This is a genomic window from Acinetobacter sp. CAU_H_78, from assembly GCF_058599365.1.
This window is the reverse complement of record NZ_CM178652.1, coordinates 2,168,188-2,187,609: the sequence shown is the minus strand read 5'-3', so window position 1 is coordinate 2,187,609 and position 19,422 is coordinate 2,168,188. Positions and strand designations below refer to the sequence as shown.

Here is a 19,422-nt window from a genome sequence, read left to right as displayed (position 1 = left end):
CTTATCCTGAGAGTAATTAATATACAGATGTATTTTGGCTTAAATTGGTTTCAATGCCAATCCCCAGAAATATGGATTTAACTTTTATATATTATAAATAGTTAAAGTTTGAAAAACTGGTTTTTGGATCATTTTAATTGACTGAATTTATAAAAATTTACTTTATCAGAAGACACAGGCAATAAAAAAGGAGCAATCTAAGTGCTCCTTTTTTCTTAGGGCTTAATTAAGCTGCATCGTGGGCAGTAATTTTTTGCAAAATTTGTAATAACACATCGAATTCGCTTTGTAGCGGTGTGCTCTTACGAGTGACCAGCGCCAGAGTACGGCTTGGTGCAGCATTGATTGGATTAATGCGCAGATCCGGATTGGCTTTGATCATATTGGTATGTAGTGCAATTTCTGGCAACAGGGTAAAACCAAGATCAGCAGAAACCATTTCAATTAACGTTGGTAATGAACTTGCTTTCAGGCGATGATCATTTTTGCGCTCACCAATCGGACAGGCACTCAATGCATGATCACGCAAGCAGTGGCCTTCTTCCAGAAGCATCAGGCGAGACAGGTCCAGATCTTCCAGAGATTTGGCTTGAGCCGCATTCTGGTCAGATTTGTGATGTACCAGATACAGATTCTCTTTAGCAATTTCAGCAACTTTCAGGCTACGGGTATCGAAAGGCAGCGCTAGCACCACCATATCCAGATTACCATGTTCCAGTTTCTCTACAATTTTCTCACTTTGAGCTTCATGTAAATGTAGCTGGATTTTCGGTAGCTGCTGATGCACTTCATCCAGAAATTGCGACAAGATGAAAGGGGCAATGGTTGGAATAACGCCAAGATGCAGATCACCGGTTAATGGTTCACTCATTTCACGACTTAAACGCATTAAGTCCTGAGCATCAGCCAGTAGAACACGGGCACGTGCAACCACTTGTTCACCAAGCGGCGTTAAACGTACATTCTGGCGATCGCGTTCAACAAGAACGCCACCGAGTAAACGCTCCAGCTCCATAATACCGCCAGACAAAGTTGACTGGGTAACAAATGAGCGGCGAGCAGCTTCTGTAAAATGCAGCGTCTCAGACAGTGTTACGAGGTATGACAGCTGTCTTAGGGATGGTAATGCAGCCATAGTGTCCTAATGTTTATGATTTAAAATGATCAGCAAATAATTCGCTAAGATATGGAATAAAATGCGGAGGGATATCATGCCCCATTCCATCAATTAATTCAAATTTAGCCCCTGAAATTGCTTTTGCAACAGCCTTACCATGACTAGGAGGCAGCAATCTGTCACGAGCACCATGAACCACCAGGGTCTCTTGTTGGATTTGCTTGTCCAGTTGCAGCAATGAACCCGTACATAATATTGCTAAAAACTGTTGAAGTACACCCGCTGGATGGTAACTTCGCTTATATAACTTACGGGCGGTCTGAATCGCTTCCAGATGATTCACATAACCCGGCGAGCCAATAATATTAAACAGCTTCAAGCTATGATCGACAATGCCATCTTCATCTGTGGAAGAGGGTTTGTCAATTAAACTAAAGAGTTGCTTTGGAAAAGGTGGGGGTAACAGTGGCTGGTTATTACTGGTAAACAGTAAGCCCATTTTTTTAACTTTATCAGGATAACGTGCGGCCAGAATCTGGGCAATCATGCCGCCCATAGAGGCACCGAGCACATAGACCTGACCTAATCCCATTTTTTCAATCAGAAGATGTACATCATCTGCCATATCGTACAGCGTATAAGGCGCGCCCTGATTGCCTAAACCCAGTACAAAACGGCTCATCATTTTTAAGGTGTTTAAGCGAGGCCCTTTATGGTGAATCTTGGAAGATAAACCAATATCCCGGTTATCAAAACGCACCAGATGATAGCCCTGATCAATGAGTGATTTACAGAAGAAGTCCGGCCAGTACAGCATCTGTGCCCCAAGCCCCATAATCAGCAGAATAGTCGGGTGTTCAGGATTTCCGCCGACTTCTACGTGCAATTCGATGCCATTGCCAAGATCGACCTTGGTTTCACGCATGAAAGCGGTATACGGAGAATGATTGAACTGCAGGGCACTATGCATGATGTATTTCCTGATTAAAGGACATTTCGCTTAAAAAATGTCCTTTGTATTAAACATCTAAACTGTAGCTGGAATCAAGTCAGGAACCTGCTTGGTCAATGCCAGACGTTGTTTGGCAGCAGTGGCCCCGAGTAAGACAAAACCACGTAAAGTACCGCTAGCATCAAAGGCTTTGGCTAGCATACCGTCATCAAACTCTTCATTTTCCCAAGTTACTTCGACATTAACCGGAGCGGGAAGGACAGTCAATGGCGCAGCTGGGGTTTTGACCGCTACAGGCATCGCTGGATAGTGGACTGCAGTATGTTCACCATTTAATGTTTTAGACAGAGCGCGAGCCTGCTGCATGATTGGCATGACATATGGCAAAAGCATGCCATTTACTTCCGCACAGTCGCCTACTGCATAAATGTCTGGTTGATTGGTTTCTAGCTTCGTATTGGTCAGAATCCCGCGACTGGTATGGATATCGGCTTCTTTTGCAACAGAAATATTCGGTTGTAAGCCCACAGCAGACAGCACCACATCAGCAACTACCGACTGGCCACTGGCAAGTGTGACCAGATAATCACCATTTTCAACTTTAGAGACTTTTTCGACTGTTGTCCCCAATACAAAATGAATGCCTGTCTCTTCAAGATTTTGCTGGAAAGCATCTGCGACATGAGCTGGTAATAAGCGACCTAAAGGCTGTGGTGCAAGATCAATCACGGTGACCTGATGATTGGTATGCTGCAAGTCATTGGCAAATTCACAGCCGATCAGGCCTGCGCCTAAAATTACTACGCGTTTATCTTCACGGGCTGCCAGATTATGACGGAAAGCTTTATAGTCAGTCAGGTTATTCACCATATGAATGTCATCACTAGCATCACCAGCAATGGCCAGGCGTACTGGATTGGCGCCCACAGCCAGCACCAGTTTAGAATAATCCTGTGTGCTTTCCTCACCATCTTTTTCTAAAGTGAGCTGATGCTGTTCAGGATGAATCGTTTTGACCCAAGTGTTTTTTTCGATGCGCATTTTCAGCTGTGCTGACATTTTTTCTGCATCACCTAAAGGGATATGTTCTGGTGCTTTGTTTCCTGCTAAAGCATTAGAAAGCGTAGGTTTTGCATAATTAGTCGCATCATCAGCACAAATCATGACAAGTTCATGGTCTGGGTTGAGTTTGCGAAACTCACGGGCAACAGCATAACCCGCCATGCCCGAACCAATGATGACGATAGGATGCATACGATTCTCCATGCTTTTTTAAATTAGTTTTTTCAGGTATAAAGGACATAAAAAAGACCATTGAATATGGTCTTTAAAAGAACATGATTAGATTTCAATCATTTCAAAATCGACTTTAGAAACACCACAATCCGGACAAGTCCAGTCATCAGGAATATCTTCCCATTTGGTTCCAGGAACGATTCCGTCCTGAGGCCAACCTTCTGCCTCGTCATAAATCCATCCACAAACGATGCATTGATATTTTTTCATATAACTCTCCAAAACTGACCAACTGTAGCTGTCAGCTTAAAATCCACAAATGGCAAGACCCTAAAGAATATGACTTTTAATAGTAAACATATTTGGCTAAATTTTTACGCAGTTCTATTCATAAAGTAAAGCGAATAAAAGTTTAATCAGTGAAATTAACAGCAGAAAGGTCAGTCCCTAGGTATTTCATTATTAGAAATATATTTAAGGTTAGGCAAACAGTTGTATTTTTAGTTTTATAAAATACGCTTCTGGCTTAGATTTTAAGTTGTAGACCAAAGTCGGGCAGAAAAAATGATTAAAATCAGTTAACTTAGACTTAGAAAAGTCTTTATTAAATATTTTTTAAAATAAATTTATATATTTAAATCAATTAGTTATTATTATTTTTTGCTTTAATATTGCACAATCGTTGTTGTTACACATTGTTAATTTAGTTTAAAATTCACTTATTCCTTTCCTTGTTTAAAGATCTCCCATGAGCAATTTGTCTACTTCTCTGTGGTCTCACATTCGTACTGTCCAGAATTTCCCAAAACCAGGCATTTGTTTCTTCGATTTGACTCCATTATTCATGAATAATCTGGGTCCATTAACTGATGCTTTGATTGCCAGCATTCCTGAAGAAAAGCTTGCTGAAGTAGACAGCTTTGTGGCAGTAGAAGCACGTGGTTTCGTGCTGGCAAGCCTGTTGGCGCAGCGTACTGGCAAAGGCTTATTACTGGTTCGTAAAGCAGGTAAATTGCCGCCTCCAGTCGTAGGGGTAGGTTATAGCCTTGAATATGGTCTGGACCGTCTGGAAATGTCTGCAGAAGTTCAGGGACAAAAAGTGATTATTGTGGATGATGTACTGGCAACTGGTGGTACATTGAAAGCAGTACATGAGTTGGCTGAAAAATGTCAGCATCAGGTTCTAGGTGCGAGTATCTTCCTTGATCTACCAGATTTACACGGTGAATTAGGTTTAGATATCTGGTCAGTACTTGATGATAAATCTCAGCCTGAAGCTGCAGTTGCTTAAGTCTAGATCATCAAAAAAGCCCCAACTATTGGGGCTTTTTTATTGCCGGATAAAATGATATTCAATTTCCTGAATCAGGTCGTTAATCTGTTCGGGGTGTTCCAGACGATGATGTCCACCTTCAATGGCATGAATTTGCATATAGTCTTCAAGCTGAGCTTGTGCCGCATGCATATCCAGAATTTCATCACCTAATTCCAGGTAGGCCATTTGCGGAATATCATGCTGCAAATCACTGTCACAAATCGCAGGATAATCATCGCGGAAATTCGGTTGCAAGCTAGGATTTGCGATCACACAAGGGATCTGATGAGCTTGTGACATTTTTAGCGCCCAATAACCGCCCAGACTGTGTCCGACCAGAATATCCGGTTTAATGGTTTCAACCATTTCGTGGTAGAAATCGGCTACCGACTGGTAGCTCAGATTACGATAATCCACATCTATACAATATTTATGCATTGCATCAATTGCATGAAATTTCGTGGACTGTTTTGACGAATCCAAGCCATGAAAAAACAATATTTTAGACATATTTTTACTCATTTTTATCGGACATGGCAAAGTCGTGGTCAGGGTGTTAAGACACCACCTTCTAATATGGTCATTATTGTAAAACGTCTATTTCGAGGAAGCAGTTAGCTATTGGTCTAAGCTGATACTGGATATAAAGGCATAATTTGTGCAGAAGGTTGGGATCTTGGACTTTCATCTAATAAAAGTTTGGCAATATTTTTAAAAAACCAATCATAAAATTCGAAACTGAAAATAATGCAAATCATTTGTTTTTAAAAATTTCATATATCCAGAAATTTTTCTCAAGAAAAGCCACGTGTGGGAAGTCTTTACGCTACGATTTGATGCAGATTTCTGCTATTCTATGCAACTTCTATTTTTTAACTAATCTTATCCGAGGCAGAGATGACGCAAAATAACGCTCAATCGACTTCTGAACAAATCATTTCCGAAAACGATTTAATTGCACAGCGTCATGCCAAGTTAAAGCAGATTCAAGACCACGCAAAAGAAACTGGTGTTAGCCCATGGCCAAACACATTTAAACGTGAACATTATGCGCAAGATTTACAAGACCAGTTTGCTGATAAATCTAAAGAAGAAATTGAAGCTGGCGAACACGTTCATGTAAAAGTAGCAGGTCGTGTGATGTTGAACCGCGGTTCATTCATCGTGATTCAGGATATGACCGGTCGTATTCAGCTTTATGTTCCACGTAAAGAGCTTGAGCCAGAAGTACTTGCAACGATCAAAGGCTTGGATCTGGGCGATATCATTGCAGTTGAAGGTTATATCGGTCGTTCTGGTAAAGGTGACCTGTATGTTCATATCGAACATTTTGAATTACTGACAAAATCATTACGTCCACTTCCAGACAAGTTCCATGGTTTAACTGATACTGAAGTGAAGTATCGTAAACGTTATCTTGATCTGATCGTAAATGAAGAAACCCGTAAAACTTTTGAAGTTCGTGCCAAAGTTGTTGCCGGTATTCGTAGCTTCCTGAACGACAAACGTTTTATGGAAGTTGAAACCCCGATGATGCACGTAATTCCTGGTGGAGCATCTGCGCGTCCATTTGAAACGCATCATAATGCGCTTGATATGCCATTGTTCTTGCGTATTGCACCTGAGCTTTATTTGAAACGTCTGGTTGTGGGTGGTTTTGAACGTGTGTTCGAAATTAACCGTAACTTCCGTAATGAAGGTGTTTCTACTCGTCATAACCCTGAATTCACTATGATTGAATTCTATCAGGCTTATGCAGATTACAAAGACCTGATGGAGTTGACTGAGCAAATGCTGGAAAAATTGGCAATTGATATTCTGGGTACCACTGATGTGCCTTATGGCGATGAAGTCTTTAGCTTCAAAGGACCATTCAAAAAGATCTCAATGTTTGATGCCATTCTTGAGCACAATCCACAGTTCACTCCAGAAAATGTCAATGACCGTGAGTTCCTGGCGAAATTCATTCAGGAAGAACTGAAAGAACAGGTAAAACCAGGTTTTGGTCTGGGTAAACTGCAAACCATCGTATTTGAAGAAACGGTTGAAACTCAACTACGTCAGCCTACCTTCGTGACTGAATATCCAGCAGAAACTTCCCCATTAGCACGCCGTAATGATCAAAACCCGCATATTACAGACCGTTTTGAATTCTTTATCGGTGGTCGTGAACTGGCAAATGGCTTCTCGGAATTAAATGACCCGATTGATCAGGCTGAACGCTTCCAGGCGCAGGTTGCTGAAAAAGATGCGGGTGATGATGAAGCAATGCACTATGATGCTGACTTCATTGAAGCCCTGGAATATGGTCTGCCTCCTACAGCAGGTGAAGGGATTGGTATTGACCGCCTAGTAATGATCTTTGCGAATGCACCAAGTATCCGTGATGTAATTTTATTCCCGCATATGCGTCATAAACACTAATGACTTATTCGAAAAAAAGGCAGTTTTTAAAACTGCCTTTTTTATGTGTTCAGTATTTATCTTAAGTAAAATTAAAACCCAGCACTATTTAAATCTATTTTTTTTATATTAGTGATTTCATTTTTTGTATTTCTATCTCATTTTTCGAAGCGATTTATTATTTTAAAAGTCAATTAAATCTAGGGTTTCATATTATACTGATACAGTTTCGCCATTGAATATTGTTTTTGAAATATCTATGGTTAGGCAAAAATAAACTTGAGAATATTGATCCCATGTTTCTAAAAAAACCATTATTAAGTGCACTTCTTACGACACTTTCGCTTCCTGTTTTTGCTCAAGGGCTGGTTCTGAATGATGCAAATCTTCGTACTGACTTGAACTGGTTAAACCAGCAAGGGGTGATCCAGATCAGTACCTCGACCTGGCCGCTCAGTGGTGATGAAATTCAACGAGCTCTATCCAATGCACAAGTGAGTAGTAAAGTACAACAACGTGTTATTGATTCAGTTCTGGCGAAATTAACAGCAGACAATCAGCAGCTCAAAGTAGGCTTATTTGCGGAAAGTGATCCAAAAGATATCCCTCAAGCCTTTGGTGATCAGCAAAAAGCACAATTTCAGGCAGCTTTAGAGTTTAATGCAGGTGGCGAAAACTGGGATGCCAAGCTCCGGGTTAATGCCGAAAAAGATAGACAAATTGAGAATGATCAGGATGTGAATCTGGAAGGATCTTATCTTGCAGGGAAACTCTGGAATCAATGGCTGATTGCTGGCCAAATTCCGACCTATTGGGGTCCAGGACATGATGGCAGCTTGATTCGTGGCGATGCTAGCCGCCCAGTATATGGTTTTATGGCACAACGTGCAGAACAAACAGCTTTTGAAACTAAATGGCTGTCCTGGATTGGACCGTGGCAATACCAAGCATTTGCAGGACAATTGGATGATTATACTGCTATTCCAGATAGCAAACTTATTGGTCTTCGTGTAACAGCACAACCTTTATCTTACCTGGAGCTAGGTGCTTCTCGTGCGATTCAATGGGGTGGGGAAGGACGTCCTGAAAGCTTAAGTTCATTATGGGATGCTTTTGTCGGAAGCAAAGATAATGTGGGTGCAGATGAAACCGACCCGTCGAACCAGATTGCAGGTTTTGATGCACGCCTGAACCTGTTTCCTTTGACACAGGTACCTATGGGTTTCTATGCGCAATATGTTGGTGAAGATGAAGCGGGTGGTCTGCCTGCGAAAAAAATGTATTTAGCTGGTATAGATTATTCTGCAACTCTAAGAAATATGCCATATCAACTTTATACAGAGTGGGCAGATACACGGACTAATGGTAAAGTGAGTGGTATTTCCTATAATCATCGTACTTATACCGATGGTTTTTATCAACACGGTTATCCGCTGGCACATGCCCTAGGTGGCGATGCACAGATGGTTTCAGTAGGTGGTGATATCCGTTTTGATCCGATGAACCGTTTATCTGGGCGGGTATTGTTTGCTGAAGTGAATCAGTCCGAACGTGCAAGTGCAAATAATGCTGGTTTTGCTTTTGATGATGAAATTAAAGCATTAGATGTCACCTGGTCGCATTATATTCGACCAGAAATGCCACTTAAAATTAATGCCTGGATAAGTGACTCAGATGTAAATGGTCAGGATGGCGGTGCCTCTATTGGAATTGAAATTCCATTAGAAAAAGGCTTGTTCAAATATTAATATTCAAGACACAATAAAATCCTGCTCATCTGGCAGGATTTTTTATTTTTTCAAAAATTTCAGACAAAAAAAACGCAATGATTGGGGTTGTCATTGCGTAGAAAAAGGAAGTTTCTTTCAAAACTAAATCAAGATTAACTGTGGAGAGAGTTAAATTTGATTCCTTACTGTATGTAAGTATAGTAGGACTCATTCTCATGTGACTCATCAGTATTCATGTTAATAGATGTTAAGTAAGGTTAAAACTATGAAGAATCTGTGTGGAAACTTGCCTTATTTTTGCGCATTTTGGCCTTAAATAAAAAAAGCCCTTCATATGAAGGGCTTTTTTTTAAATATTGTCTAGCTTAGAAATGGAAAACGCCTAAGCCTGTTTTCACTTCATCTAAAGTGGCTTGTGTAATATCACGGCATTTGTCTGTACCCGTTTTCAAAATATCCATGATGTAATCTGGATCTTTGGCCAGTTCCATACGACGTTCACGAATCGGACCGATCAGCTCTTTCAGAATACCTTCCAGACGTTTTTTCACCGTACCATCACCCAAACCACCACGGCGATAATGTGCTTTCAGTTCTTCCAGTTCTTCTTTATTGGTGTCGAATGCATCAAGGTAAGTAAATACCACATTGCCCTCAATCTGGCCAGGATCTTCTATGCGCAGGTGATTCGGATCGGTATACATCGCATTGACTGCTTTTTTGATGTCTTTATCAGAAGCATCTAGAACAATGGTATTACCTAGAGATTTAGACATTTTTGCTTTGCCGTCAAAACCTGGTAAGCGTCCCACATTAGAAAGCAGCGCCTTACATTCAGGCAGTAATTCACGGCCAATCTGACGGTTAAGGCGACGTACAATCTCATTGGTCTGTTCGATCATTGGAATCTGGTCTTCGCCCACCGGAACTACAGTTGCTTTAAAGGCTGTGATATCTGCTGCTTGAGCCACTGGATAGCATAAGAAACCTGCAGGAATATCACGCTCAAAACCACGCATCTGAATTTCTGATTTAATAGTCGGGTTGCGCTCTAGACGTGAAACTGTCACAAAGTTCAGATAGAGCATAGTCAGTTCGTTTAAGGCTGGCAGGCAAGACTGAACACAGATTGTAGTTTTAGTTGGATCAATGCCGACAGCCAGATAATCTGTTGCTACTTCAATAATATTGCGACGTACTTTTTCAAAGTTATCTGCATTATCTGTCAAGGCTTGAGCATCAGCGAGTAACAAATGTTGATGGTGAGAATCTTGTAAACCTACGCGAGAGCGTAATGAACCGACAAAATGGCCAAGGTGAAGCTGTCCGGTAGGACGGTCGCCAGTCAAGATTACTGGACGATTATCTTGATTACTCATTATCTATTCCAAAAAGTAGTCTGTACTACATCAATATTTTAACGAATGGCCACATTGTACGGCATTCTGTTTTTGAATGTCAGCCAGAAAAAAAAGCCGTAGTAAAAAATCTTATTAATTAAACAAGTGAATACAATATTTTTTTAATATTTTCATTAAAATATGTCTAAAGGTGATAAGGATAACAAGAATGGCGAGCAGCTTATTAATATTATTGGATGATATTGCGACTGTTTTAGACGATGTTGCCGTGATGAGCAAGATGGCTGCAAAAAAGACAGCAGGTGTCTTGGGGGATGACTTGGCATTAAATGCCCAGCAAGTCAGCGGTGTACGGGCAGAACGTGAACTTCCTGTGGTGTGGGGAGTAGCCAAAGGTTCTTTTATTAATAAGCTGATTCTTGTTCCTTTGGCTTTACTTATTAGTGTGGTTGCACCCTGGTTAATTAATCCTTTACTGATGATTGGTGGTCTATTTCTCTGTTATGAAGGCGTAGAAAAAGTCCTGCATAGCTTAAAGCATAAGAAAGCCAAGACTGAAGAAGATGCTGAGGCTGAATTCACTACCATCGAAACCGATTTGGCCACATTTGAAAAAGAGAAAATTAAGGGTGCGATCCGAACTGATTTCATTCTGTCTGCGGAAATTGTAGTGATTTCTTTGGGCACCGTGGCAGCCGCAGCTTTTACCACCAAGGTCATCGTACTGGCAGGAATTGCCATATTAATGACAGTCGGGGTGTACGGCTTCGTTGCCATGATTGTTAAAATTGATGATTTAGGTTTGTACCTGACTAAGCAGGCTTCCAGCTTAAAGCAAAGTATAGGCCGTGGATTACTGGCTTTTGCTCCTAAATTAATGAAAACCCTGACGATTGTAGGTACGATTGCGATGTTTCTGGTCGGTGGCGGGATTATTGCCCATACCATTCCATGGTTTCATCATTTTACTGAAGATTCGGTTGAGTATGTAGAGCATATTCCTAGCCTAGGAAGTATTGTAGGGGCTGTTACGCCTACACTGATTAATCTGGTGATTGGTTTTGTGGCAGGGTTAATTGTATTTATCTTGATTGGCTTTATTCAAAAAATCAGATCGAAACCAAAGCAAGCATAAATCAGGCCCGTTAAAATAAGCTGACTTTAAACTATAAGGAATCTCACTATGCGCTGGAAAGGACGTCGTGTTAGTAGCAATGTAGAAGACCGTCGTGGCGGTGGTGCCAAAGCCGGTGGAATCAGTATTCTCGGGTTGATTATTGCTTTTGTGGCCTGGAAGTTTTTTGGCGTTGATCCACAGCAAGCCTATCAAACCACCAAGCAGGTCACGCAAGGTGTTTCTAGCGCGGAAACACGGGGTCTGGAAAATCCAACGCCAGAGCAGCAAGAAGCGATCGATTTTGTAGGAACTGTTCTTGCCGATACAGAAGATACCTGGTCTCAAGTATTCCAGCAGCAGCTGAACCAGCAATATACTCCACCCAAACTGGTTCTATTTAGTGGTGTGGTAAATTCTGGTTGTGGTACAGCGCAATCGGCCATGGGACCTTTCTACTGTCCGGCAGACCAGAAAGTCTATATTGATACGGCATTCTTTAAAGATATGCGTACTCAAATGGGAATTAGCGGGGAACAGAACTCAACCGAGTTATCTCGCAATGATCAGGCAGGTGATTTTGCTCAAGCCTATGTGGTAGCGCATGAGGTGGGTCATCATATCCAGACCATTTTAGGTATTTCTTCACAGGTACAGCAGGCACGTCAACAAGCCACTCAAGCTCAGGGCAATCAGCTTTCTGTACGTCAAGAACTACAGGCGGATTGTCTGGCTGGGGTATGGGCTTATCATAACCATGAGCGTACGCAGTTCCTGGAGCAGGGTGATGTACAAGAAGCTATGGATGCGGCACACAAGATCGGTGATGACTATCTGCAGAAAAAGGCACAAGGCCATGTCGTGCCGGACAGCTTTACGCATGGTACCAGTGCACAGCGGGTAAAATGGTTTAATACCGGTCTGAAATCAGGTCAAATGTCTGCTTGTGATACTTTTAATCAAAATATCTAAAACTAAAGATCAAAAAAGGGGAGCAAATGCTCCCCTCATGATTGAATAGTTATTTTTCCAGAAAACGACGGAAGTTTTTCAAAATCTTGATACTGACAAACAAGGCAGCCAGGGCAAATAGCGAAATCGCAAAGAGAATATATTTTAAATTGCTGATGTCATTATTATAAAATTGCTTCAATTCATTTTTGGAATAGCTGAGTGTAGTGATTTGACCAGTTCGACTATCTTGGAACTGAATATTTTCAATATAAAAATAATTTCTCGCTTTTAATAAATTAACATTTTGAATCTGCCGGGTATGTGACTGATTATAGTCATCAGTACATAGGGCAGCATAATGCTCACAGCTAATTTTTGCTACATAACCATTTCCGGCAATCAGGATAAACAGCGCGTTGTCTGGACGTTGATTATTAGACACCAGTACATATTGCGCTTTGGCACTGCTTTTTAAAGGAATGCTCACGGCTTGCTGATAATGTTGATCTGCTTTCAGGATTTCCTGAACTTTGGCAACACAGGTAAACATCAAGGAGAGTGTGACCAGAAAAATGACAGCAGCGAGACATAGACGGAATATGGTTTTGACAGTTTGATGCATGGGAGAAAATTTCTAAATAGAAAGGAGGAGTGAGCAATAAAGTGCTTTAAGGCTGTATGTTAAATCATCAGTTGTGAATATTGAAAAGAAACTTAACTTAATTCGAAAAAAAATGGGACTAAACTTGATCCGCTAAAATATACTGTTTTTTTAAATTTATATTTCAAGTAAATCTTTCAGCTCACGGCTGCAAATTGCCAAATCTTAGGAAACCTAATGGGAAGTTTCTTTTTTTTACAACTGTTGACAGTGGTCTTTGCTCTGTCAATTGCCACTACCATGTTCAACAAACGTGTTCTAAGTTTTCCTCAAGCCATTGGTGTGCCGATTGTTTCCGCTATTTTTGTTTTTATCCTGCAATGGTGTGCAAGTCTGCTACAGGGTAATCCATTTTTTAGCATCAATATTGATAATATTGAGAAAGCAGTCCGCCATGTCGATTTTTATGACTTCCTGATTAATGGGGTGATCTGTTTCATTCTGACATCATCCGCATTGAAGTTTAAGGTTTCAGATTTACGCAATCACTGGCGGCCGATTGGTATTCTGGCCAGTCTGGCATTAGTTTTCTGTGCAGTTTTCTTTGGTATTGCGCTATACGGTTATCAGTTTCTGATTGGTAACCACGTCGATATATTGGTTCTACTATTGCTGGGTGCTGCGCTCGGAGCAACGGATCCAATTGGGATTAAAGGTGTACTCAGTTCGGTACGCGCACCCCATCATTTGATCGTGAAGCTGGAAGGTGAGTCGCTGTTTAATGATGCGATGTGTATTGCATTATTTATGACCTTACTGAATGTACTGCAAGGTGAAAACTTTACCGTACTCGCCGTCCTGCAAACATTGCTTTATGAAATTGTCGTGGCAGTCTTGATCGGGATCGGTTTTGGTCTGGCGATTCTACGTATTCTGCGAGGTAAACATGAAATGGAATCACTGATATTAACTACTGCACTGTTGGCTTGTGGTTCATATCTGATTGCTTTACTGGCGCATGCTTCTGCACCAATTGCCTGTGTAATTGGCGGCTTGATCGTCGGTAATAAATGGAAAGAAATTCTGGCTGATGCAGACATCGGTGATGTAAACCATTTCTGGCATACGGTAGAGGGGATTATCAATTCCTTCCTGTTCACCTTGATTGGTCTGGAACTGTTCATTATTGATCTAAGTACCAGTCTGGTTCTAGGCGGAATTGTTGCTTTCATAATTCTGCATTTGGCGCGATTCCTGGCCAATCATCTGTCTTTTGCATTATTCCCTAGAATGCGCAAGAAGAGTTATAACGGCAGTTTAACCATTCTGTCTTGGGGTGGGGTACGTGGCGGGATTTCCTTAGCCCTGATTCTGGCAGTGGCCAATATTCCACAACTGGAAGCGTATAGCAGTATTCTGATTGGATATACCTTCATTGTGGTACTTCTTTCCGGGGTGGTTTGTGGCCTAGGTTTGCCAGCCGTAATGAATGCCTTTTATTACAACCCGAATGAAGAAACCCAAGGCTTTAAAGGCTGGTATCAGCGGATGTGCCACAAGATGAACCGTCGCGGTTTTCAGTATATTGTAGGAGAGGATGCAAATGGAAATGAAACCATCACCATCTTCCAGCCAGAAATGCTGATTGATAAGAAGGATGCAGATGGTGTAGCAACGGTGCATCATCCTGACAAAGTACAGGAAGTAAAACGTTTAGAAAATCCAGAGAATTTCTAATTTTTAGATTTTTCTATCAAGATTGAAAGCCTATGACATCAAGTGCAAGCCAGGAAATGGCACAAATGATTCTGAGTGTGGTCAGTCAGATTCCTTATGCGAAGGTAACGACCTATGGACAGATCGCTAAACTGGCTGGCTTACCCAAACATGCGCGTCTGGTGGGTAGGGTTTTAAGTCAGCTTGATACAGAAACCGATTTGCCTTGGCATCGTGTCCTGAACGCTCAAGGTAAGATCAGTCTCAATAAACTGGATGAATATGGACATAATATTCAACAGCAAAAATTAGGCGCAGAAGGGATCCTATGTGCTGGAAATCGGGTCAGCTTAAAGCAGTATCAATGGGATGGATTTGTTTGAAAGAGAAATCCCCACTTGATTGAAGTGGGGATTTTTTTTATTACTTACGGATGACCATTACAGGAACATTGGCCTGTCCCAAGATGCTTTGCGCAACACTTCCTAGGAACAGTTTCTTGAAGCCAGTGCGGCCATGTGAACCAATCACAATCAGATCAGTATTCAAGGATTCTGCCGCCTTGACAATTTCGCTATAAATCACCTGACCTTCGAGTAGCTGAGTCTCTGCATCAATACCTGCCGCAGCAAATTTTGCTTTTGCTTCGTCAAGTGTCTTCAGAATCGCAGTACGGGCACGTTCAACCAGGTCATTGGTTTGAGCTGCTGTGATGTATTCAGCTGCGATATAGGGATCAAGTGCCAGCACCTGAACCACTGTCACTTTACTGTTAAATGCTTTGGCAATTTCGACGGCTTTATCGACTGCAGCGTAGGAAGTTTCTGAGCCGTCAACAGGTACTAAAATATGTTCAAATGACATTAGAATTCTCCTTATCGGAAATAAGTTTTATAAAAATATGACGCGTTAAAATCGTGTACGAATTGTTGTTTATACTTTGATCATAACGCGTATTTTATAAAAATAAAACCAAGTAAATACCTCAGTATTATGTTTAACAAATTAATAATTTTTAATGGTTGGTATATTTTATAAATCATTGATTTATAATTATATTTTAATATTAAAAATAATATGATTTTAGAATATTGATAAACTAACTTAAAAAAGCTATCTGATTTTAATAATGTATTATTACCTGTAATTTTAGATTCAAAAAATCCCTGTTATATAAAACTATAGGGACAGGTTAAAATTGAGATTTTGATAATGAAAAATCTATCAAACTGCATAAAGATAGCCTGCTATTTCTAATAGTAAGCTTCTATCAGCATAATTTTAGTGTTCTAAAACTTCCCTTTCCAAGGGTGCGGTAATACCGTTATTTCCTTGTTTAGATTGATCACGATCTGAAATGGATTTCTCACATTCATTGTAGTGATCAATTGCAAAGTTTTTAATTAAGGCTGAACGTTCAGACTGATCTTGTGGTATTTCATATTCAAACGCTTTTTCAGTAAGTTTTATACTAATCAGAGCATGGATATTATTCGCTGTATCGTAGCGCTGCTTCATTTGTTGAATCAGCCATTTCTGAGGTGCACCTTTAAATCTAAAGAACATGACTTCTTGAGCCAGACTCTTCACATCATCACATCCTGAAAATCTGCTGCTTGGATGAATAACAGTTGCATTGGCTAAACTTATAACACTCAATAGGAGCAGGCTTAGGTATATTTTGAATTTCGTCATCTTCAGTTTTGCTTTAATCCAGAGATACTGTTGGCCATATTTGGAAAAGCATTATAGCGATAGGAAAAGGTGGTAGATTCACTTTTTATTTTGTTTCTTCAGCAAGTTATTCTTAAAATTAAATATTATTTGATACGACTTCGATTCAGATTTGGCTTTAAAAGTTGGTACCAATTTTTGTAGATTCTGTTATTGGATTTCGAATTAAATCATGATTTGTACAAAGTTTAATAGTTTATGATTAATTTGCATAAAGACTGAACATTTGTGGTTTAAAATGCTTGACGATACAACCTGAAATTACGATAATGCGCACACAGTTTACGGCTATGTAGCTCAGTTGGTTAGAGCACCGCACTCATAATGCGGGGGTCACAGGTTCAAGTCCCGTCATAGCCACCATTTTAAAAGACCAAGCTCTCAGCTTGGTCTCTTTTTTTGTGCCATAAAAATATCAATAAAAAATTAAGAGAAAGTTCTTCTAAATATCTGTCTGTTTAAATTTTTGAATCTTCTTTTAATTTCTTAACTCTATTTATTGCTTAAAGATAAAAAAATGCCCAAGCATTTACTTGGGCATTATAGCTAATCTAGTTTTGTTAAAACTTAGATACCTGCTTTCCAACCATTAACGACCGGATAGCGACGTTCACGACCATAAGAACGCGAGCTGATACGTGGACCAATCGCACCCTGACGACGTTTGTATTCGTTAATATCCACCAAACGAATCACTTTTTTCACAACTTCAGCTTCAAAGCCTTTGGCAATGATGTCATCTTGACTCAGATCTTCTTCAATATAAGCATAAAGAATCGCATCAAGTACTTCATAAGCTGGTAATGAATCCTGATCGACCTGATCTGGACGAAGTTCTGCAGATGGTGGACGGGTAATTACACGCTCAGGAATCACTGGAGTTTCGGCGATGCTATTACGGTATTTTGCCAGTTCAAACACAATGGTTTTATAAACATCTTTTAATACCGCGAAGCCGCCGACCATATCGCCGTATAGCGTACAGTAGCCAACGGCAAGTTCGGATTTATTACCGGTTGCCAGAACCAGATTGCCGAACTTGTTAGACAGCGCCATTAATAGCGTACCGCGTGCACGTGCTTGCAGGTTTTCTTCAGTGGCATCTACAGGGGCATTGCCAAAGAAGGGATACAGGGTTTGCAAGAAGCCACTTACAATCGGGTTAATCTCGGCAATACCGAAAGTTACACCCATGGTTTTTGCCTGTTCAGTGGCATCTTCTACACTGATCTGAGCAGTATAGGTATAAGGCATCATCACTGCTTGAACTTTGTCAGGGCCAATCGCATCTGCTGCGATGGCAAGAGTCAGGGCAGAGTCAATGCCACCAGACAGACCCAGAATTACACCTGGGAAACCTGAACGCTGTACATAATCACGGGTTGCCATCACCAGACTTTGATAAATCTCGGCCATAGTTTCTAGGGCTGGAGTAATCGTGCCTTTGCTGAACTCTAATTTTTCTGAATCATATTCAGCGATATACAGGCCTTTTTCAAAGCTAGGTGCTTGCAGAGCCACTTCGCCTGATTTATTGAGTACAAAGCTGGTACCATCAAAGATTAGATCATCTTGGCCACCTACCTGGTTACAGTACACTAGATTGATATTCAACTGTTTGACCAGCGCAGCCATGGCATAGATACGGTGTTGCGGTTTGCCGACTTCATATGGAGAAGCATTCAGAACCAGTGCAGTATCAATATTCAATTGAGCCAGCTGTTGAACCGTAGATAATGACCAGACATCTTCACAGATCAGAACACCAAACTTGTGTCCCAGATATTCGAAGACCAGATGCTGATGTCCTTCACCAAAATAGCGTTTCTCATCAAATACACCATAGTTTGGCAGAGTCTGCTTATTATAAACCCCTAAAACTTCACCATCTTTCATGACGGCTGCTGAGTTATAACGTTCACCATCTTCAGTCTGATTGACAAAACCGAAGACCATGACGATATCTTTTACTTCAGTCAGTTTCTCAAACGCCAGTTTTGTACGTTTAGCCAGACTTGGACGAATTAATAAATCTTCAGCCGGATAACCTAAAGTTGAAAGTTCAGGGAAAATAATAAGATCAGCATTATCTTTTTTGGCCTGATTTGCCAAATCTATCATTGTCTGCGTATTTGCATCTAAATTGCCCACATGTGGAGAGAATTGAGCAATCGCAATTTTAAAACTTTTCATTCCAATTAAGTCCTATTCCTATAGGTGAATACACTAAATCACTGATTTTTAAAATTCTAATTATCCAGCTGAGTGCAGTTTGATACGAACAAAATGCCAAATGGCCAAAATTAAAAAAGTCATGACCGCATGATCATTAAATCTTGATTTGCGAGCTAAAAATATCATACTTGGCTTATTTTATCGAAATTTGAGGCAGATGCTAGAGCTGTTTCAGGAGAATTGAAACAGATACACAAAGTTATGATCAGAAATGACTTATTATGGTGCTTTTTTATTCTGGTAAATGCACAAAAATACTCAATTGGATTTAAATGAGTTTATTTTTCAAAAATATAAATCAACAGAATACTTGAGTGAAAAATATTCAATATCATCTGCTTAACTGATTTTTTAAAATAATATTGGGGATTTTTTTTAGAAAAATATCGCGTGCAATATCTCCCTGTTGTTCAATGTTATAGTCTAAAAAGGATTTGTTGGGATTAAATTGATATTTGTAAGGATTATATTTTCCCATAGTTAAAAAATAAGCGGCCTGCAAAAAAGCACCCTTAAACAACACATTAATATTTCGCTGATATTGATAAATATGTGCCATTTCATGAATGAAAAGCGCCTGATAAGAACGGCTTTCTTTAGAATAATCAGCCCGATAATTCAGGTTACGCACATGAATATAACCACTTGGTGCCATGATCACATGCTTGGATTGCCAGGGCAGGAAAGGGTGATTCATGACGCGGACTGTTGAATAGTCAATCAGGTCAGCAAAGACTTGCTGGCAAAGCTTGATTTCCCCTGAAGTCAAATTCCGGCTTTTAAATTGATCAAAACGAACCATTCTCAGGATAAAAGGAAGCAGGTAAAACAGCATTAAAACTCAATCCTTAACGATATAAGAGTACTTTCTAGAAATTTGCAGAAATTGAAAATTCTTCAGGCTTGCTATTTTAATTTTTTCACATCTTTATTGTGTTAGTTTTTGTCAGTTAT

Annotated in this window: 18 protein-coding genes and 1 tRNA gene; 8 read left to right on the top strand and 11 right to left on the bottom strand. The window is 40.3% G+C overall.

Annotation, left to right across the window (positions count from 1 at the left end):
* Nucleotides 1-226: 226 nt before the first annotated feature.
* The 4 genes from oxyR to rubA all read right to left on the bottom strand — a co-directional run bounded on the left by oxyR (nucleotide 227) and on the right by rubA (nucleotide 3,575).
* A complete protein-coding gene (oxyR, locus tag AC4MCD_RS10495) occupies nucleotides 227-1,135 on the bottom strand; it encodes a LysR family transcriptional regulator OxyR (protein ID WP_005234587.1) in 909 nt (302 codons plus the stop codon).
* Nucleotides 1,136-1,148: 13 nt separating this feature from the next.
* Nucleotides 1,149-2,087 (bottom strand): esterase EstB, encoded by a 939-nt coding sequence (estB, locus tag AC4MCD_RS10490; protein WP_419363248.1) that lies wholly within the window; start codon nucleotides 2,085-2,087, stop codon nucleotides 1,149-1,151.
* Between the two features lie 57 nt (nucleotides 2,088-2,144).
* Nucleotides 2,145-3,323: a rubredoxin reductase RubB gene (rubB, locus tag AC4MCD_RS10485; RefSeq protein WP_491876046.1), complete on the bottom strand. Its 1,179-nt coding sequence runs from the start codon at nucleotides 3,321-3,323 to the stop codon at nucleotides 2,145-2,147.
* A gap of 87 nt (nucleotides 3,324-3,410) precedes the next feature.
* Nucleotides 3,411-3,575, bottom strand: a complete 165-nt coding sequence (rubA, locus tag AC4MCD_RS10480) for a rubredoxin RubA (protein ID WP_004783011.1) — start codon at nucleotides 3,573-3,575, stop codon at nucleotides 3,411-3,413.
* A gap of 478 nt (nucleotides 3,576-4,053) precedes the next feature.
* Here rubA and AC4MCD_RS10475 point away from each other — a divergent pair, with 478 nt between their 5' ends.
* Nucleotides 4,054-4,596 carry an adenine phosphoribosyltransferase gene (locus tag AC4MCD_RS10475; RefSeq protein WP_004783009.1) on the top strand — a complete coding sequence of 181 codons (543 nt, stop codon included), beginning with the start codon at nucleotides 4,054-4,056 and terminating at the stop codon, nucleotides 4,594-4,596.
* A gap of 39 nt (nucleotides 4,597-4,635) precedes the next feature.
* Here the strand turns inward: AC4MCD_RS10475 and AC4MCD_RS10470 are convergent, their stop codons facing one another.
* Nucleotides 4,636-5,130 carry a YqiA/YcfP family alpha/beta fold hydrolase gene (locus AC4MCD_RS10470; RefSeq protein WP_034704192.1) on the bottom strand — a complete coding sequence of 165 codons (495 nt, stop codon included), beginning with the start codon at nucleotides 5,128-5,130 and terminating at the stop codon, nucleotides 4,636-4,638.
* 387 nt (nucleotides 5,131-5,517) lie between these two features.
* On the opposite strand from AC4MCD_RS10470, the gene lysS reads away from it, so the two are divergent.
* Nucleotides 5,518-7,044, top strand: a complete 1,527-nt coding sequence (lysS, locus tag AC4MCD_RS10465) for a lysine--tRNA ligase (protein ID WP_034704199.1) — start codon at nucleotides 5,518-5,520, stop codon at nucleotides 7,042-7,044.
* Between the two features lie 275 nt (nucleotides 7,045-7,319).
* Entirely contained in the window at nucleotides 7,320-8,771 is a 1,452-nt protein-coding gene (locus AC4MCD_RS10460) for a capsule assembly Wzi family protein (protein WP_491876045.1), read from the top strand.
* Between the two features lie 347 nt (nucleotides 8,772-9,118).
* On the opposite strand, the gene trpS is transcribed toward AC4MCD_RS10460, so the two are convergent.
* Nucleotides 9,119-10,132, bottom strand: a complete 1,014-nt coding sequence (gene trpS / locus AC4MCD_RS10455; RefSeq protein ID WP_491876044.1) for a tryptophan--tRNA ligase — start codon at nucleotides 10,130-10,132, stop codon at nucleotides 9,119-9,121.
* A 190-nt stretch (nucleotides 10,133-10,322) separates the two neighbouring features.
* Here trpS and AC4MCD_RS10450 point away from each other — a divergent pair, with 190 nt between their 5' ends.
* Complete coding sequence (locus AC4MCD_RS10450) at nucleotides 10,323-11,249, top strand: DUF808 domain-containing protein (protein ID WP_491876043.1); 927 nt, start codon at nucleotides 10,323-10,325, stop codon at nucleotides 11,247-11,249.
* A gap of 48 nt (nucleotides 11,250-11,297) precedes the next feature.
* The gene (gene ypfJ, locus AC4MCD_RS10445; protein WP_179992117.1) at nucleotides 11,298-12,200 is read left to right on the top strand and encodes a KPN_02809 family neutral zinc metallopeptidase; all 903 of its coding nucleotides are present in this window, start codon (nucleotides 11,298-11,300) and stop codon (nucleotides 12,198-12,200) included.
* Nucleotides 12,201-12,249: 49 nt separating this feature from the next.
* On the opposite strand, the gene AC4MCD_RS10440 is transcribed toward ypfJ, so the two are convergent.
* Complete coding sequence (locus AC4MCD_RS10440) at nucleotides 12,250-12,804, bottom strand: hypothetical protein (RefSeq protein WP_179992116.1); 555 nt, start codon at nucleotides 12,802-12,804, stop codon at nucleotides 12,250-12,252.
* Between the two features lie 216 nt (nucleotides 12,805-13,020).
* Here AC4MCD_RS10440 and AC4MCD_RS10435 point away from each other — a divergent pair, with 216 nt between their 5' ends.
* Both AC4MCD_RS10435 and AC4MCD_RS10430 read left to right on the top strand, forming a co-directional pair.
* A complete protein-coding gene (locus AC4MCD_RS10435) occupies nucleotides 13,021-14,520 on the top strand; it encodes a cation:proton antiporter (RefSeq protein WP_179992115.1) in 1,500 nt (499 codons plus the stop codon).
* Nucleotides 14,521-14,585: 65 nt separating this feature from the next.
* Nucleotides 14,586-14,882, top strand: a complete 297-nt coding sequence (locus tag AC4MCD_RS10430; protein WP_419363530.1) for an MGMT family protein — start codon at nucleotides 14,586-14,588, stop codon at nucleotides 14,880-14,882.
* A gap of 40 nt (nucleotides 14,883-14,922) precedes the next feature.
* Here the strand turns inward: AC4MCD_RS10430 and AC4MCD_RS10425 are convergent, their stop codons facing one another.
* Together AC4MCD_RS10425 and AC4MCD_RS10420 are read right to left on the bottom strand one after the other, a co-directional pair.
* On the bottom strand, nucleotides 14,923-15,363 hold the full coding sequence (locus AC4MCD_RS10425; protein ID WP_004782991.1) for a universal stress protein: 441 nt from the start codon (nucleotides 15,361-15,363) through the stop codon (nucleotides 14,923-14,925).
* 417 nt (nucleotides 15,364-15,780) lie between these two features.
* Nucleotides 15,781-16,194, bottom strand: a complete 414-nt coding sequence (locus AC4MCD_RS10420) for a hypothetical protein (protein ID WP_218955203.1) — start codon at nucleotides 16,192-16,194, stop codon at nucleotides 15,781-15,783.
* 325 nt (nucleotides 16,195-16,519) lie between these two features.
* On the opposite strand from AC4MCD_RS10420, the gene AC4MCD_RS10415 reads away from it, so the two are divergent.
* Nucleotides 16,520-16,596, top strand: a tRNA-Met gene (locus AC4MCD_RS10415).
* 204 nt (nucleotides 16,597-16,800) lie between these two features.
* Here AC4MCD_RS10415 and AC4MCD_RS10410 read toward each other — a convergent pair.
* Together AC4MCD_RS10410 and AC4MCD_RS10405 are read right to left on the bottom strand one after the other, a co-directional pair.
* Nucleotides 16,801-18,426 carry an NAD+ synthase gene (locus AC4MCD_RS10410; protein ID WP_491876042.1) on the bottom strand — a complete coding sequence of 542 codons (1,626 nt, stop codon included), beginning with the start codon at nucleotides 18,424-18,426 and terminating at the stop codon, nucleotides 16,801-16,803.
* Nucleotides 18,427-18,799: 373 nt separating this feature from the next.
* On the bottom strand, nucleotides 18,800-19,303 hold the full coding sequence (locus AC4MCD_RS10405) for a hypothetical protein (protein WP_419363264.1): 504 nt from the start codon (nucleotides 19,301-19,303) through the stop codon (nucleotides 18,800-18,802).
* Between the last annotated feature and the right edge of the window lie 119 nt (nucleotides 19,304-19,422).